At 68.2% G+C, this 13,776-nt stretch carries 17 protein-coding genes; 10 read left to right on the top strand and 7 right to left on the bottom strand.

Annotation, left to right across the window (positions count from 1 at the left end; translation table 11 throughout):
• Window positions 1-24 precede the first annotated feature (24 nt).
• The gene (locus ACFC3F_RS13115) at window positions 25-975 is read right to left on the bottom strand and encodes an electron transfer flavoprotein subunit alpha/FixB family protein (RefSeq protein ID WP_376130438.1); all 951 of its coding nucleotides are present in this window, start codon (window positions 973-975) and stop codon (window positions 25-27) included.
• Window positions 976-984: 9 nt separating this feature from the next.
• Window positions 985-1,761 carry an electron transfer flavoprotein subunit beta/FixA family protein gene (locus ACFC3F_RS13120; RefSeq protein ID WP_376130441.1) on the bottom strand — a complete coding sequence of 259 codons (777 nt, stop codon included), beginning with the start codon at window positions 1,759-1,761 and terminating at the stop codon, window positions 985-987.
• 167 nt (window positions 1,762-1,928) lie between these two features.
• Here ACFC3F_RS13120 and ACFC3F_RS13125 point away from each other — a divergent pair, with 167 nt between their 5' ends.
• Window positions 1,929-2,465 (top strand): MarR family winged helix-turn-helix transcriptional regulator, encoded by a 537-nt coding sequence (locus ACFC3F_RS13125; RefSeq protein ID WP_376130444.1) that lies wholly within the window; start codon window positions 1,929-1,931, stop codon window positions 2,463-2,465.
• Between the two features lie 666 nt (window positions 2,466-3,131).
• On the opposite strand, the gene ACFC3F_RS13130 is transcribed toward ACFC3F_RS13125, so the two are convergent.
• Complete coding sequence (locus ACFC3F_RS13130; protein WP_376130447.1) at window positions 3,132-3,908, bottom strand: enoyl-CoA hydratase; 777 nt, start codon at window positions 3,906-3,908, stop codon at window positions 3,132-3,134.
• 146 nt (window positions 3,909-4,054) lie between these two features.
• Here ACFC3F_RS13130 and ACFC3F_RS13135 point away from each other — a divergent pair, with 146 nt between their 5' ends.
• Genes ACFC3F_RS13135 through ACFC3F_RS13160 form a run of 6 tightly spaced genes read left to right on the top strand, consistent with a single transcriptional unit; the run spans window position 4,055 to window position 7,944 of the window.
• Complete coding sequence (locus ACFC3F_RS13135; protein WP_376129556.1) at window positions 4,055-4,342, top strand: WXG100 family type VII secretion target; 288 nt, start codon at window positions 4,055-4,057, stop codon at window positions 4,340-4,342.
• A 38-nt stretch (window positions 4,343-4,380) separates the two neighbouring features.
• Window positions 4,381-4,713 (top strand): hypothetical protein, encoded by a 333-nt coding sequence (locus tag ACFC3F_RS13140; protein WP_376130450.1) that lies wholly within the window; start codon window positions 4,381-4,383, stop codon window positions 4,711-4,713.
• 12 nt (window positions 4,714-4,725) lie between these two features.
• Window positions 4,726-6,078 (top strand): hypothetical protein, encoded by a 1,353-nt coding sequence (locus ACFC3F_RS13145; RefSeq protein ID WP_376130453.1) that lies wholly within the window; start codon window positions 4,726-4,728, stop codon window positions 6,076-6,078.
• On the top strand, window positions 6,075-6,737 hold the full coding sequence (locus ACFC3F_RS13150) for a hypothetical protein (protein ID WP_376130456.1): 663 nt from the start codon (window positions 6,075-6,077) through the stop codon (window positions 6,735-6,737). The genes ACFC3F_RS13145 and ACFC3F_RS13150 overlap by 4 nt, the downstream gene beginning before the upstream one ends.
• Window positions 6,734-7,330 (top strand): hypothetical protein, encoded by a 597-nt coding sequence (locus ACFC3F_RS13155; protein WP_376130459.1) that lies wholly within the window; start codon window positions 6,734-6,736, stop codon window positions 7,328-7,330. Before ACFC3F_RS13150 ends, ACFC3F_RS13155 begins: the two co-directional genes overlap by 4 nt.
• Window positions 7,327-7,944 (top strand): hypothetical protein, encoded by a 618-nt coding sequence (locus ACFC3F_RS13160; protein WP_376130462.1) that lies wholly within the window; start codon window positions 7,327-7,329, stop codon window positions 7,942-7,944. Before ACFC3F_RS13155 ends, ACFC3F_RS13160 begins: the two co-directional genes overlap by 4 nt.
• Before the next feature lie 6 nt (window positions 7,945-7,950).
• Here the strand turns inward: ACFC3F_RS13160 and ACFC3F_RS13165 are convergent, their stop codons facing one another.
• Window positions 7,951-9,111, bottom strand: coding sequence for an acyl-CoA dehydrogenase family protein (locus ACFC3F_RS13165; protein ID WP_376130464.1), 1,161 nt, complete (start codon window positions 9,109-9,111; stop codon window positions 7,951-7,953).
• 157 nt (window positions 9,112-9,268) lie between these two features.
• On the opposite strand from ACFC3F_RS13165, the gene ACFC3F_RS13170 reads away from it, so the two are divergent.
• Window positions 9,269-9,814 carry a DUF488 family protein gene (locus ACFC3F_RS13170; protein WP_376130467.1) on the top strand — a complete coding sequence of 182 codons (546 nt, stop codon included), beginning with the start codon at window positions 9,269-9,271 and terminating at the stop codon, window positions 9,812-9,814.
• Here the strand turns inward: ACFC3F_RS13170 and ACFC3F_RS13175 are convergent.
• The 3 genes from ACFC3F_RS13175 to ACFC3F_RS13185 are packed head-to-tail and all read right to left on the bottom strand — an operon-like array spanning window position 9,796 to window position 11,617.
• Window positions 9,796-10,116, bottom strand: a complete 321-nt coding sequence (locus ACFC3F_RS13175) for a LysR family transcriptional regulator (protein WP_376130470.1) — start codon at window positions 10,114-10,116, stop codon at window positions 9,796-9,798. The two genes, ACFC3F_RS13170 and ACFC3F_RS13175, sit on opposite strands and share 19 nt — an antisense overlap.
• A complete protein-coding gene (locus ACFC3F_RS13180) occupies window positions 10,113-10,868 on the bottom strand; it encodes an enoyl-CoA hydratase/isomerase family protein (RefSeq protein ID WP_376130472.1) in 756 nt (251 codons plus the stop codon). The genes ACFC3F_RS13175 and ACFC3F_RS13180 overlap by 4 nt, the downstream gene beginning before the upstream one ends.
• Complete coding sequence (locus ACFC3F_RS13185; RefSeq protein ID WP_376130475.1) at window positions 10,865-11,617, bottom strand: SDR family NAD(P)-dependent oxidoreductase; 753 nt, start codon at window positions 11,615-11,617, stop codon at window positions 10,865-10,867. Before ACFC3F_RS13185 ends, ACFC3F_RS13180 begins: the two co-directional genes overlap by 4 nt.
• A gap of 91 nt (window positions 11,618-11,708) precedes the next feature.
• Here ACFC3F_RS13185 and ACFC3F_RS13190 point away from each other — a divergent pair, with 91 nt between their 5' ends.
• Both ACFC3F_RS13190 and ACFC3F_RS13195 read left to right on the top strand, forming a co-directional pair.
• Window positions 11,709-12,938, top strand: a complete 1,230-nt coding sequence (locus ACFC3F_RS13190) for a CaiB/BaiF CoA transferase family protein (protein WP_376130478.1) — start codon at window positions 11,709-11,711, stop codon at window positions 12,936-12,938.
• Between the two features lie 71 nt (window positions 12,939-13,009).
• The gene (locus ACFC3F_RS13195; RefSeq protein ID WP_376130481.1) at window positions 13,010-13,741 is read left to right on the top strand and encodes a FadR/GntR family transcriptional regulator; all 732 of its coding nucleotides are present in this window, start codon (window positions 13,010-13,012) and stop codon (window positions 13,739-13,741) included.
• Window positions 13,742-13,776: the final 35 nt, after the last annotated feature.

The following is a 13,776-nucleotide window of genomic DNA, read 5'->3' on the forward strand; positions in this document are numbered from 1 at the left end:
CGTGCGCCCGAAAGTCGCCACGGGTTACGCCTTCTTCTTCGCCTCGAGCGCCGCGATCAGCTGCGGCACGACCGTGAACAGATCGCCCACGACACCGAAGTCCGCGATCTCGAAGATCGGCGCATCCGCGTCCTTGTTGATCGCGACGATCGTCTTGGCCGTCTGCATGCCCGCCTTGTGCTGGATCGCACCAGAGATGCCCAGAGCGACATACAGCTGCGGGGCCACCGACACACCCGTCTGACCCACCTGGAACGACTGCGGCACGTAGCCGGCATCGACCGCCGCGCGGGATGCTCCCACGGCAGCGCCGAGCGCATCGGCGAGGTCGTTGACGAGCTCGAACTTCTCTTCCGAGCCCAGACCCCGACCACCCGAGACGACCTTGGCCGCACCGCGCAGTTCCGGGCGCGACGACGCCACGACAGCTTCCTGCAGCTCGCCGAACGTCGCCGACGCACGACCGGATGCCGCAACCTCGAGCGTCTCGACGACGGGCGAGGCGACCGCCTCGGCGCGCGTGTCCACGGCACCCTGGCGGATCGTGATCACGGGGGCACCGAACGTCACCGTCGAGTCCACGTTGTACGCACCGCCGTACACCGAATGCCGCGCCACGACGCCCTCGTCATCACGGCCGACGCCGATGGCGTCCGCCGCGATGCCGGCGCGGGTGCGCGCCCCGAACCGGGCGGCGGCCTCACGACCTTCGACCGAGTGCGACAGCAGCACCGCATCGGGCTGCACACGAGCGGCAGCCGCCGCGAGCGCGTCGACCCGGTCACCGGATGCCACGAGCACCGCTGCCGCCCCGAGCGCGGCAGCATCCTGCGCGAGCTTGTCATCACCGATCACCAGAGCGACCGGCGTGCCCACCTCGGATGCCGCACCGAGCAGTCCCGCCGACGACTTCGCCAGCTCGCCCGAGGGCATCGTGTCGAGGAGGACCAGAATCGAATCCGCAGCAAACGTCATCTCAGTTCCTCACACCAGTCGGTTCTGCGCGAGGAACTCTGCGAGCTTCTCGCCCGCATCGCCCTCATCGACGATCTTGACCCCCGCCTCGCGCGGCGGCTTCTCGCTCAGGCCGACCATGATCGACCGCGACACGTCCGCGGCGAGCGCCTCGACACCGAGGTCGGCCAGCGACAGCGTCTCGAACGGCTTCTTCTTCGCCGCCATGATGCCCTTGAAGTTCGGGAACCGTGCGTCCGGCAGCGCCTCGGTGATCGAGATGACCGCGGGGAACGTCGCCGACACCTCGACCGTGCCGGCATCCGTCGCGCGAACACCCGACACCGAGCTCTCGCCGATCTCGACCGACGAGAGGTTCAGCGCAGCGGGAGCATCGAGCAGCTCGGCGATCATCGCCGGCACCATCCCGCCCGAACCGTCCGTGGACTGGTTGCCCGCGACGACGAGGTCGAACCCGACCTTCTTCAACGCCGCGGCGAGAACCTCAGCCGTCAGCCCCATGTCGGCACCGAGCAGCTCCTCGTCGACGACCTGCACGGCGGAGGCCGCACCCATCGCGAGCCCCTTGCGCACCGTGGCCTGCGCCGACTGCGGCGCCATCGACAGCACGACCACCTCGGTGTCCGCATTCTTGTCGGCATACGACAACGCGACCTCGAGCGAGCGCTCACCGATCTCATCGAGAACCGCCTCGGACGCGGCACGATCTGCCAAACCCGTCTCGAGACTCAGCTTGCGGTCACCATAGGTGTCCGGCACTTCCTTGACCAGGACGACGATCTTCATCGAACACACTCCTCACACCTGCGGTGAGTCTATCCGCGCATTTTCTTCGTATCCAATCGAGGGCAATATGCCGGCATCGACGCCGGACAATGTGCCCGTGTGTATACATTGCGCGTCGTTCGAGGTTCGATCCGCACGACGGTACCGTGGAGGCAGGAGGAGCACCCATGGCCAGACGCGGACCGCTGCCGGTCGATCCCATCGCCGAAGCCAAGCGCCAGTGGGTCTCGCACGGATGGACGGATGCCGCTGCCGGCATGTCCGCCGTGACGAGCATCATGCGCGCGCAGCAGCTCATGCTGGCGCGCATCCACACGACGCTGAAGCCCTTCGGTCTGTCGTTCGCCCGCTATGAGATGCTGCGTCTTCTCGCCTTCACGCGCGAAGGACGGATGCCGATGGCCAGCGCCATCGCGCGGTTGCAGGTGCACCCCACGAGCGTGACGAACACCGTCGATCGGCTCGTGCGCGACGGCTTCGCCGAGCGCGAGCCGCACCCCGAGGATGGGCGCGCCGCGATGCTCGTGCTGACCGCCTCGGGCCGCGAGCTCGTCGAGCGCGCGACGGCGGCGCTCAATACGTCGGTGTTCGAGAGCCCCGGCCTCGGCGACGACGACACGGCCGAGCTCGTGCGCATCATCGCGCGCCTGCGCAAAGCCTCGGGCGACTTCACCGACCCGCGGCCGATGCCCGAACCCCTCTGACCGCGTGGCCCCGCGCGGCCCTCCCCGGTCGCCGGGCCCGGTCGCTGAGCCTGTCGAAGCGTCCCCCCCGCACGCACGCCCCCTCCCCCACCCCTGAGCTTCGGTCGGTGAGCTTCGGCCGCTGAGCTTGCCGAAGCGCCGCCCCGCACCCACACGCCCCCACCCCGGTCGCTGAGCTTGCCGAAGCGTCGCCCCGCACGCACACTCCCCCACCCCGGTCGCTGAGCTTGCCGAAGCGTCGCGAGACGAACGCCCCTTCGACCAGCTCAAGGGCCACCCTTCGGCAGGCCCAGGGACCAGGACTCAGCCCCGCATCGCGACCCTTCGGCAAGCTCAGGGACCGCCCTTCGACAAGCTCAGGGACCGAGCGGGGTCAGGGGCCACCTTCGGCAGGCCCAGGGACCAGGATTCAGCCCCGCGCGGCGGAGCGATGCGCTGCTCCCGCGAAGCTGGCATCGGGTCTGGCGGGAGCGGCGGCCGCAGGCCGTCGCGGGGGCATGCTGAGCGGGAGCAGCGCATCGCGACCCTTCGACAAGCTCAGGGACCACCCTTCGACACGCTCAGGGATCGTGCGGAGAGACGGACGACCCTTCGGCAAGCTCAGGGACCGAGCGGAGAGAGGGACCACCCTTCGGCAGGCTCAGGGACCGAGCAGGAGACCGCGGGTCAGCGGTGGCGGAAGTCCGGCGAGCGCTTCTCGCGGAACGCCGACATGCCTTCGCGCTGGTCTTCGGTGTCGAACAGTGCCGAGAAGACGTGCTTCTCGAGCCGCAGGCCTTCGGCGAGCGGCGTCTCCAGCGCAGCATCCAGCACCGCCTTCGCGGCATACAGCGACGGCAGCGACTTCGACGCGATGGTCTCGGCCAGCTTCGACGCTTCGTCGAGCAGGTCGGCAGCAGGCACGACGCGCGAGGCGAGGCCGGAGCGCTCGGCCTCGTCGGCGCCCATCATGCGCCCCGTGAGGATGAGGTCGGCCGCTTTGTAGTAGCCGACGGCACGCTCGAGCCGCTGCGATCCGCCCATGCCGGGAATGACACCGAGGTTGATCTCGGGCTGCCCGAACTTCGCCGTGTCGGCGGCGAGGATGATGTCGCACATCATCGCCAGTTCGCAGCCCCCGCCGAGCGCGAAGCCCGACACGGCCGCGATGACGGGCGTGCGCACGGCGGCGAAGTCGGCCCAGCCGCCGAAGTGGTCACCGATGAGCATGTCGAGCCCGGACATCGACTCCATCTCTTTGATGTCCGCGCCCGCCGCGAATGCGCGCTCCGAACCCGTCAGCACGATCGCCCCGATCCCGGTGTCGGCATCGAACGCGGATGCTGCGGCCACGACCTCGCGGCACACCTGGGTGTTGAGCGCATTGAGCGCCTCGGGTCGGTTCAGCGTGATCCAGCCGACGCGGCCTCGCGTCTCGACGATGATCGTGTCGTACTCGCTCATGGTGTCCTCCCTCGGATGTCCTCATCCGATCATGTCGCACGGAATGAGGTGGGTGGGTAATCCTCCCCATGGGGCGTCGCCCCAGCCTCGGTTAGCCTGTGTGTCGACCGGGGAAACGCCCGGACCTAGAGACCAAGGGGTGGATCATGGCTGATTTCAAGGCTTCTTATGGCGAGATGGACTCGATGGCGGGCAAGCTCGAGACCGGTCGCGAGGAGATCGGCGACGTGCTGCGTCGCCTGAAGGCCGATGTCGATCGCCTCCTGGGCGATGACTTCAAGACCGAGCACGCGTCGGGCAAGTTCGGCGAGGGCTACAACGAGCTGACGACGGGTCTGGAGAAGGCCATCGAGGGCATTAGCGACATGGGCGAGTCGCTGCGCAAGATGATGCAGGCCATCAAGGACACCGACCAGGCACTCGCCGGCAACTGACCGGCTGAGTCGGCGACGCGCGCGGAGGGAGGCCGGTTGTGCCCGACATCTATCTGAACATGCAGGAACTCGACGAGGTCGTCGCCAACCTCGACGCCTCGATCGCGGAGTTCGACGAGGCGACGAGCGTGTCCGGTGGCATCCAAGAGGCCATCGGCCGACCGGACGGCCGCGGATCGCTGCGCGGACGGGCCGCCGACTTCGAGAACGACTGGAACAACACCCGCGACGATCTGAAAGAGAACCTCGATCAGATCCGCAAGCACCTGCAGGACGTCATCGACGGCTGGCGCAACTGGGATGCCGAAGCCGCAGCCGCGATGCAGTCCAACGGCGCCGACAACGATCCCGCGCTCCATCAGCCACGGTAAGGAAGCACACCGGTGACTCTCACCTCACCCCAGCACAATGTGCTGCGCCGTCTCGAGGGCACTCCGTCCGACATCGACCGGTACGCGACCGATCTGAAGGATGCCGCGCGCGTCATGCGGCGCACCGTGACTCAGCTGCGCCTGATCAGCGAAGGCACCCGGCAGATCGCCGAGTCCGTCGACGCCGTGCGCGAGGCCGCGGGCGAGACGCACCCCGAGCTGAGCAAGGCGGCGACCCGGTACAGCCGGACCGGCATCACGCTGACCACGTACGCCCGCAAGCTCGAAACAGCGCAGGAAGTGATCCACCCGCTCATCCCGAAGATCGAATCGGCGCACACCACCGTGCAGACCAAGCGCCAGGAAGAGCGCGAGGCCGAGGCCCTCGTGCGCGACCACGCGTGGCAGATGCCGTGGGAAGACGAGGTCACCGACGCCCAGAAGCAGCAGGCGCTCACGGCTCAGACGACGGCGCGCTCGGCGACAGAGACCGCCGAGGGCAACCTCGAGACGCTGTGGGGAAGCTTCGACCGGTCGTTCTCGACGTGGTCGGACGCGTACGACAAAGCCGTCAACGGCATCGAGGACGCCTTCGACGCGGCCGACAACAACGACGCGTGGGGTGAGGACCTGCTGCCCGTGCTCGGCTGGATCGCCGTGGGGCTCGCCGTCGTGGCGCTGTTCGTGACGGGTCCCATCGCCCTCGCGATCGCCGCGATCGGCGCCGTCGTGGGTCTGGTCATGCTCACGATCAACCTGCTCAAGTTCGCCAAGGGTCGAGGGAACTGGCTCGATCTGACGATGTCGATCATCGGGATCATCCCGTTCGCGAGGCCGCTCATCCAGGGGATGCGCGGCGGTCTCGCGGGTCTGCGCGGCACATCGGCGCTGTTCTCGAGCGGTCGCACCGTGCTGCGCCAGTCGGTGCGCTCGACGTTCCCCCGGTTCGGGTACTCGCCCATGTCGGGCGGACTGTTCTCGCGAGTCGGTGCCGCCGGCCAGAACACCTGGAACTTCGCGCGGAACACCTGGTACGGTGCTCGGTCGTGGGTGCGCAGCAACAGTCTGCTGGGCCAGTTCTCGATGCGCGACTTCTTCATCGACCGCCCGATCATGAACGCGTTCCGCGGCGGGCACAACTCCGTCACGAGCTTCTCGAACTTCCTGCTGCGCAACGAGGGCACGGTCGGCAACGCCGCCGCCGCGTGGGCGCGCAGCGGCGCCGTCGCCGGCCAGGGGCCGAGTTCGTTCGCGCAGATCGCAAGCCGGGTCGAGTTCGCGGGAACGTGGGTCGCGAACAGCGACTTCATCGGATCCAGCATCTCCGAGCGCTATGACTCGTTCCGAGGAGCATTCGCGCAATGAGCGCGCGTTCCCGACCATTCGCCTACGAGTTCGTCGACGAGGCCGACCGTCGGCGCGAGAAGCGGCTCGGCCTCTTCTGGCTGCCCATGACGATCGGCCTCCTCGTTTCGCTGCTGTTCATCGTCATCACGATCGTGAACTTCCTCGCCTCGGGCATCCCCGATCTCACGTCCGGCTCGACCGTGTGGGAGTCCGACGTCACGTTCCCGTTCATCCCCCTGCCGTCGTGGCTCACGATCCTGGTCGGCTTCCTGCCGCTGCTCACCGCGATCCTGATCTGGCCGCTCGTCGATCGCCGCCACGCTCCGCTGGTCAGCAACACGATCCTCTTCACTGCGACGGTCTTCCTGCTGCTGCCGATCTTCTTCGCCCTGGCCTACTCCGAGCCGAGCCCGTTCACCGACGGCGACCGCACGATCGGCTGGCACTGGCTCGCCGTGCCCGTCGTCGTCGTCGCGCTCATCGTGCTCATCGTGCGGCGCGCGACCCTGCCGCCGTCGCCGGTCCCGGAAGCACCCGAGGATCCGTTCTTCGAAGAGGCCGTCGCTCTGCGGCGCCGCGCTCAGCACAGCCGCCGGCATCGTGAGACACTCGAAGCCGATCTTGCCGACGTCGCCGCCCGGCGCGCGGCAGCGGGCATGACAGGACGAGAGCTGTGAGCGATCAGGTGGCACGCGGCATCCGGTTCTCGATGCTGTTCCCTCCGGGCTGGCAGGAGTTCCGGCCCGACCTCGAGAGCGAGAAGGCACTCACCGCCCTCGCGACCGCCGGGGCACGCGAAGCCGGCCGCGCCGACGTCGTGATGGCGATCCGCCAGCACGTGCACCGCATGTTCGAGGGCCTGCGCCGGCGACGCGCGGTCGGAGTGCATCTGCCCGTCGCCGTGCCCGGCGACCTCACGGTGCCGGCATCGCTCACGGTCGTGCCCGTGCAGGTCACGACCGGGTCGACCCTGGACCGGGCCGTCACGGGGCTCGCGACCGGACAGACGCCCGAACTGGTCGAGGTGGACGGTGTGCGGTGGTACCGCTGGATCGAGCGGCAGAACACCCTCGAAGGATCCGATGAAGCGGGATCGACGACGATCCACTACGTCATTCCACGGCCCGACGAGGGCGAGCCGACGGCGGGGCTGCACCTGATCTTCGCCGTGACGATGCTCGCCGAAGATCGTGACAGCGAATTCACGCGCGCCCTCGAGAACCTCGGCCACGGCATCATCGGCACGTTCGCTTGGGGGGAGCGCACATGACCGAGTACGTCATCGAGCTCGACGAGAACGACTGGCTGGGCATCCCGCCCGGGTTCCCCTACCTGCAGTGGGAGGATGCCGCGGCCTGGGCCACCCAGCTCGCGGCGGCCGCCGTGCCCGATGACGCCGAGAGCCGCGCGGTGTTCGAGGCGATGGCGCTGAGCGTCGCCTCCGAAAGGCCCCCGCAGGTCGATCAGGCCCTGTGGTTCGCGCCGCTCGACGGGCGGGCGATGGGCGTGGCATATCTCAGCGTCTTCGAGCAGGATGCCGCGACGCCCGCGCTCCCCGAACTCGCGGTGCTCGGGCTCGATTCACCCACGCCCGTGCAGGTCACGCGTCACACCTCGGTGCCGTTCGGCGAAGTCTTGCAGTCCGCCGCGACGATCCGGCTCGCCGATGTCGGCGGAGACCCCGACGACAGTGTCGCGGGCAGCATCCGGACCGTCGGGATCGCGGGAGGGCTCGTGTTCATGCTCAACGCGGTCGATGAAAACCTCGACGTGCTCGCCGTCATGCAGGAGCCCCTGCTCGAGCTCATGGAGAGCATCCGGCTGCTGCAGGGTGAGGACGAGCTCGATCGCGCGGTGGCGCGCATCCTCAGCGGCGACGCCTGACCTCGCTCACTGCTGCCGCAGCACCTCGCGGCCGATGATGACGCGCATGATCTCGTTGGTCCCCTCGAGGATCTGGTGCACGCGCAGATCGCGCACGACCTTCTCGATGCCGTAGTCCTGCAGGTAGCCGTAGCCCCCGTGCAGCTGGAGGGCACGGTTGGCGATGTCGAAACCGGCATCCGTCGTGTAGCGCTTGGCCATGGCGCACTGCATCGCCACGTCGGGAGCCTGGGCATCGAGGGCCGCCGCGGCGTCGCGCACGAGGGCGCGCGCGGCGCGCAGCTCGGTCGCCATGTCGGCGAGGGTGAACATCACGCTCTGCTTCTCGGCGAGCGGCTCACCGAACGTGAAGCGCTCGTTGACGTAGCGGATCGCCTGATCGAGTGCCCACTGGGCGCCGCCGAGCGAGCAGGCCGCGATGTTGATGCGTCCACCGTTGAGGGCGGACATCGCGATGCGGAAGCCCTGCCCCTCGTCGCCGAGGACGTTCGCGGCGGGAATCCGCACCTCGTCGAGGATGACCTGGCGCGTCGGCTGCGCCTTCCAGCCCATCTTCTTCTCGTTGGCGCCGAACGACAGGCCGGCCGCGTCGCTCGGGACGAGGAAGGCGGTGACGCCGCGCGCTCCCGGCTCACCCGTGCGGGCCATGACAATGTAGACGGATGCCGCGCCGGCACCCGAGATGAACTGCTTGACGCCCGTCAGCACGAACTCGTCGCCGTCCCGGATGGCGCTCGTCGTGATCGCGGCGGCGTCGGAGCCGGCGCCGGGCTCAGTGAGACAGTAGGCGCCCAGGTCACCCATCGTCGTCAACCGCGGCAGCCACTCGGTGCGCTGGGCGTCGTCGCCGTAGGTGTCGATCATCCAGGCGACCATGTTGTGGATCGTCATGTACGCGGCCATCGTCGGGTCGCCGTACGCGAGCGCCTCGAAGATCTCGACCGCCTCAGCGCGGCCCAGACCCGCGCCGCCGACGTCTTCGCGCACGTAGATGCCGCCGAGGCCCAGGTCGCCGGCTTTGTGCAGGACCTCGCGCGGAAAGTGCGACCGCTCGTCCCAGTCCAGAGCGTGCGGGGCGAGCTCGGTCTGCGCGAACTCACGTACCGCGTCGAGGATCGCCGCCCGCTCATCGGCGGTGAGCGTGCTCGTCATGCTGGTCGTGGACATCGACGTCTCCTTCCTGCAGAGCCGAAGGAGACGTTGTGCGTCGTTTCGGCGTCAGATCGTGTGCCGGCTGCGGCACGGTGATCACTTTACATGGAAGACCTAGTAAATAGGCGGTCGACCTGTCACTCGCGGGGCGGGAAACACGTAACCTGGCCGCATGGCTCAGGCCGCAACACCGCCCCTGTTCACCGTGGGACACTCCGATCTGTCCTCCGACGAGTTCATCGAGGTGCTCGAGGGTGCCGGTGTGGAACTGCTCGTCGACATCCGTCGATTGCCCGGATCACGGGCGCATCCGCACTTCGACCAGGACCCACTGACGAAGCGACTCGAAACGGCGGGCATCGGCTACGACTGGGCCAAGGCGCTCACGGGCCGGCGATCGACCTCGAAGGATGTGCCGCGCAACGTCAACGCGTTCTGGCAGAACCGCAGCTTCCACAACTACGCCGATTGGGCTCTCACAGACGAATTCCACGACGCGCTCGAGCAGCTGCGCGGGCGCGCCCGCGAGCGACCCACCGCGATCATGTGCTCAGAGGCGGTGTGGTGGCGCTGCCACCGCCGCATCGTCGCCGATCATGTGCTCGCCGCCGGCGATGAGGTACGGAACATCATCGGCGCGAAGATCACGCCGGCGACTCTGACGGCCGGAGCCGTGATCGACTCGAACGGCCGCGTCACCTACCCGGGCTGCGGTTGATAGGCGGCCTGTCCTTGGGTGGTTGCTCCCTCGGCGGACGCGAAGTCACGTGCATACGACTCGAAGCGTCTGACCTCCTCGACCACCTCGCGACAACGCTGCACAAATTCCAGCGCCGGCGCCGTCGGCTCGATCGAGCGCCCCACCGGCACAAACAGGCGTACGCCCAGCCTGCGCTGAAGCCATCCCATCTGTCTCGACACCGCGGCGGGAGAGTATCCGAGGGCCTTCGCCGCACCGACTACCGAGCCCTGATCCACAACCGAGACGAATGTCTTCATCACCGACAGATCCGCGATCATGACCTGTTCCCGGCGGCTCCGGCGAAAGCAGCGATCCGGGCAGCTGCCGTCGTGCCTGCGAGGTAGCTGATCACGGTCGCCTCGCGCTCCATATGCTCGCGGTACCCCGAGCCCGACAGCAGCGCCTTCGTCGCGGCGACCGAGGCAGACCCCGCACGCCGCGCATTCTCGACGGCCTCCGCCACCGCTTCATCGAGGCCCTCGGCAAGCACGAGTGTGTGGACGAGTCCCCATTGCATCGCGGTTGCCGCGTCGATGCGACGACCACCGACGAGGAATGCGCGCGCCCTGCCCGCGCCGATGATGTCGGGAAGAAGCGCGGTCACCCCGCAGTCCGGCGACAGTCCGATCGCACCGTAGGCCGCGGTGAAGGTCGCGTCGGCACCAGCCACGACGATGTCGGCGGCCAGCACGAGTCCGAGCCCCCCTCCGGCGACTGCGCCGTGGACGCGAGCGATCACCGGGATCGGCAGTTCGCGAAGCGCCGCGAGGGCCGCATGGATGTCGCGGGTGAGCTCTCGCAGGTACTGCGCCGGATCCCCCGAACCCGCCATCGCACGGACGTCGCCGCCCGCACTGAATGCGCGGCCTTCACCGGCGAGGATCACCACCTCGGCGTCCGAGCGCGCGACGTCAGCGACGGCGGCGACAAGCTCCGCCGCGAGATCGAGGTCGAAGGCGTTGAGCGTCGCGGGCCGGCTCAGCGTCAGCGTCGCGACGCCTGCGTCGATCTCGAGTGCGACGGATGTCATGGCTGGCCGCCGTCGACGGTGAGCGTCGATGCCGTCGTGTACGACGCCGCGTCGCTGGCGAGGTAGAGCGCAGCCCCGATGATCTCGTCGGGCTGACCGCCCCTGCGGGCGGCGAAGGCCTCGGCGCGGCGCTGGAAGGCCTCCATGTCCCACGCCTTGGACACGTCCGTCAGGAACGTGCCGGCGACGATCGTGTTGACGCGGACGACGGGGGCGAAGGCGTGCGCCAGCCCGACCGTCATGGAGTTCAGGCCCGCTTTGGCCATGGCGTACGGCAGATTGTGTGCCCGGGCGCGGTACGACGCCGCGCTCGAGATATTGATGATCGACCCCGAACCTGCCGCGAACATGCGCTCACCGATGAGCGCGGAAAGGCGGAACGGGCCTTTGAGGTTGACATCGAAGACCTTGTCGAACAGCGCTTCGGTGACCGATCCGATCGAGTCGTACAGCGGCGACATCCCGGCGTTGTTGATCAGGATGTCGATCTTGCCGAACCGGTCGTAGGCCGTGTCGACGAGCGCGGGAAGGTCATCCCACTTACCGACGTGGGCGCCGACGCCCAGCGCGGTGCGGCCGGTCTCGCCCGCGATCTGCGCCGCGGCAGCCTCGCACGCGTCGCCGTCGCGGCTCGCGATCACGATGTCGGCTCCGGCTGCGGCGAGTGCCCGCGACATCGCGAGCCCGAGGCCGCGGCTGCCGCCCGTCACGAGAGCGACCTTGCCGGAAAGATCGAAGATGTCGTTCATGGAGTCTCCTCGGAGTCGCGAACCTACTCGAATCTATTACTATCATTATTAGCAGTGATCGGTGTTCACCGGTGAGGATCGAGGAGAAGCGATGTCAGAGACCAATGGCGCGCCCCTGGCAGGCGTTCGCGTACTGGAACTGGGCGCGATGTACGCCGCCCCCACAGCCGGGCGCATGCTCCGCGACTTCGGGGCGGACGTCGTCAAGGTCGAGGACCCCACCAACGGCGACATGGCGCGCCAGTGGCAGCCCCAGAAGGACGGGCTCTCTCTCGGCTTCGTGCGCATCAACTCCGGCAAGCGCTCGGTCGGCATCGATCTGCGCTCCACGCAGGGGCAGGAGATCGTCCGCTCCCTCATCGCCCAGTCGGACATCGTCATCGAGTCCTTCCGCCCGGGGCGCCTGGAGAAGTGGGGCATGGACTACGCCTCCCTCTCGGCAGACAACCCCGGGCTGATCATGGCACGCATCAGCGGCTTCGGGCAGACGGGCCCCTACCGCGAGCGCCCCGGGTTCGGCACCGTCGCCGAGACGGCCAGCGGCTTCGCGTTCCTCAACGGCTGGCCCGACACTCCCCCGACGGCGCCGCCGTTCGGCTTCGCCGACTCGATCGCCGGCATCTCGGCTGCGTTCGGCGCCGCGATGGCGCTCTACCGCCGCAGCGTCACGGGCGCCGGCTCGGTCGTGGACATCGCACTCTACGAGCCGCTCATGTTCATCCTCGGCGACGCGCTGCTCAACTACACCGCGACCGGCACGATCATGACGCGGCAGGGCAATACCTCCGGCGCCGCCTCCCCGCGCGGCATCTACCAGGCGGCCGACGGCGGGTGGCTCTCGATCGCCGCCTCGGCCCAGACGATCGCGATGCGCCTGTTCGACGCCATGGGCGTCCCCGAGTTCAAGACCGACGAGCGCTACGCCACGAACGATGCCCGCATGCGCAACAACGACTCCCTCCAGGAAGTCGTGCGCGACTGGGTGCGATCGCGCCCCCGCGACCAGGTGCTCGCCATCCTCGAGGAGTACGAGGTGGTCGCGGCGGCCGTCAACGATTCGAGCGACATCGTCGCCGATCCGCACTTCCTCGAGCGGACGCTCGTCGACATCGCCGGCACGATCCTCGGGCCCGCGAAGATGCCGGGACCGGTGCTCCACGTCGACGGATATTCTGGACCTGCCTATGACGGCATCGCGAGCGTCGGCGAGCACACCGGCGATGTTCTGCGCGAGCGGCTGGGCATGCAGGCCGATGAGCTCGGGCGACTGGCAGCAGCGGGGATCATCTCGGAAACCGCAGCAGTTTCCACAACTCCCTGAGCGTCTCGCCCAACTATGCGTACCATTGGCCCAAACTTCGCGCACACGCGAAAGAACATGAAGGACCGCTTATGAACCACACCACATTGCGGCCACAGAAGACGGCGCTGCTCGTCGCGCAACAGATCGTTGCCGACATCCAGCGTCGCGGAAATGTCCCCGGCGACCGTCTCCCTCCGGAGAAGGCGATGCTCGAGCAGTATCAGATCGGGCGCGGGACATTGCGTGAGTCGCTTCGCTACCTCGAGCTCCAGGGACTGATCTCCCTCAAGCCCGGGCCCGGCGGGGGGCCCGTCGTCGAGGCTCCCAACGGCGCCGGCCTCGCGACCGCCATCTCGCTGCTGATGCAGATGGAGAACGCCCCCTACCGCAACATCGTCGAGGCACGCGGCACGCTCGAGCCCGCGATGTCCCGGCTGGCCGCACGGCGGGTCTCGGACGAGGACCTGGCCGCGCTCAAGGACAATCTGGACCGCATGGTCGCAGGGATCGATGACAGTGACGTCTTCGCCGCGACCAATCAGGAGTTCCACGACCTCATCGCCCACTCGTCGGGCAACAGCCTGTTCGCGCACATGATCGACGCGCTCACGGGCATCCTCGACGGCACCTCGATCGGCATCGAGTACCCCAAGCACCGACGCCTCGCGGTGCACCAGGCGCACAGCCGGATCTACGCGGCCCTCGCCGCGCACGATCCGACCGCCGCGGCGGATTCGATGCGCGAGCACATCGACGAGTACACGCGCTACATCGAGGCGAAGTACCCGCAGATCGTCGAGGCTCCGATCAGCTGGACCTGACGTCACGCAACGAGAAAGGGGCCGCTCCTCGGAGC

Source organism: Microbacterium sp. NPDC055910 (assembly GCF_042271185.1).
Taxonomy (GTDB): domain Bacteria; phylum Actinomycetota; class Actinomycetes; order Actinomycetales; family Microbacteriaceae; genus Microbacterium.

Bases quoted from the DNA above. Each gene is read 5' to 3' on its own strand.
- ACFC3F_RS13170 (WP_376130467.1), top strand. From the start codon at position 9,269: ATGGCTCAGGCCGCAACACCGCCCCTGTTCACCGTGGGACACTCCGAT.
- ACFC3F_RS13120 (WP_376130441.1), bottom strand. From the start codon at position 1,761: ATGAAGATCGTCGTCCTGGTCAAGGAAGTGCCGGACACCTATGGTGAC.
- ACFC3F_RS13190 (WP_376130478.1), top strand. From the start codon at position 11,709: ATGTCAGAGACCAATGGCGCGCCCCTGGCAGGCGTTCGCGTACTGGAA.
- ACFC3F_RS13165 (WP_376130464.1), bottom strand. From the start codon at position 9,111: ATGTCCACGACCAGCATGACGAGCACGCTCACCGCCGATGAGCGGGCG.
- ACFC3F_RS13135 (WP_376129556.1), top strand. From the start codon at position 4,055: ATGGCTGATTTCAAGGCTTCTTATGGCGAGATGGACTCGATGGCGGGC.
- ACFC3F_RS13175 (WP_376130470.1), bottom strand. From the start codon at position 10,116: ATGATCGCGGATCTGTCGGTGATGAAGACATTCGTCTCGGTTGTGGAT.
- ACFC3F_RS13150 (WP_376130456.1), top strand. From the start codon at position 6,075: ATGAGCGCGCGTTCCCGACCATTCGCCTACGAGTTCGTCGACGAGGCC.
- ACFC3F_RS13160 (WP_376130462.1), top strand. From the start codon at position 7,327: ATGACCGAGTACGTCATCGAGCTCGACGAGAACGACTGGCTGGGCATC.
- ACFC3F_RS13125 (WP_376130444.1), top strand. From the start codon at position 1,929: ATGGCCAGACGCGGACCGCTGCCGGTCGATCCCATCGCCGAAGCCAAG.
- ACFC3F_RS13115 (WP_376130438.1), bottom strand. From the start codon at position 975: ATGACGTTTGCTGCGGATTCGATTCTGGTCCTCCTCGACACGATGCCC.
- ACFC3F_RS13195 (WP_376130481.1), top strand. From the start codon at position 13,010: ATGAACCACACCACATTGCGGCCACAGAAGACGGCGCTGCTCGTCGCG.
- ACFC3F_RS13180 (WP_376130472.1), bottom strand. From the start codon at position 10,868: ATGACATCCGTCGCACTCGAGATCGACGCAGGCGTCGCGACGCTGACG.
- ACFC3F_RS13130 (WP_376130447.1), bottom strand. From the start codon at position 3,908: ATGAGCGAGTACGACACGATCATCGTCGAGACGCGAGGCCGCGTCGGC.
- ACFC3F_RS13185 (WP_376130475.1), bottom strand. From the start codon at position 11,617: ATGAACGACATCTTCGATCTTTCCGGCAAGGTCGCTCTCGTGACGGGC.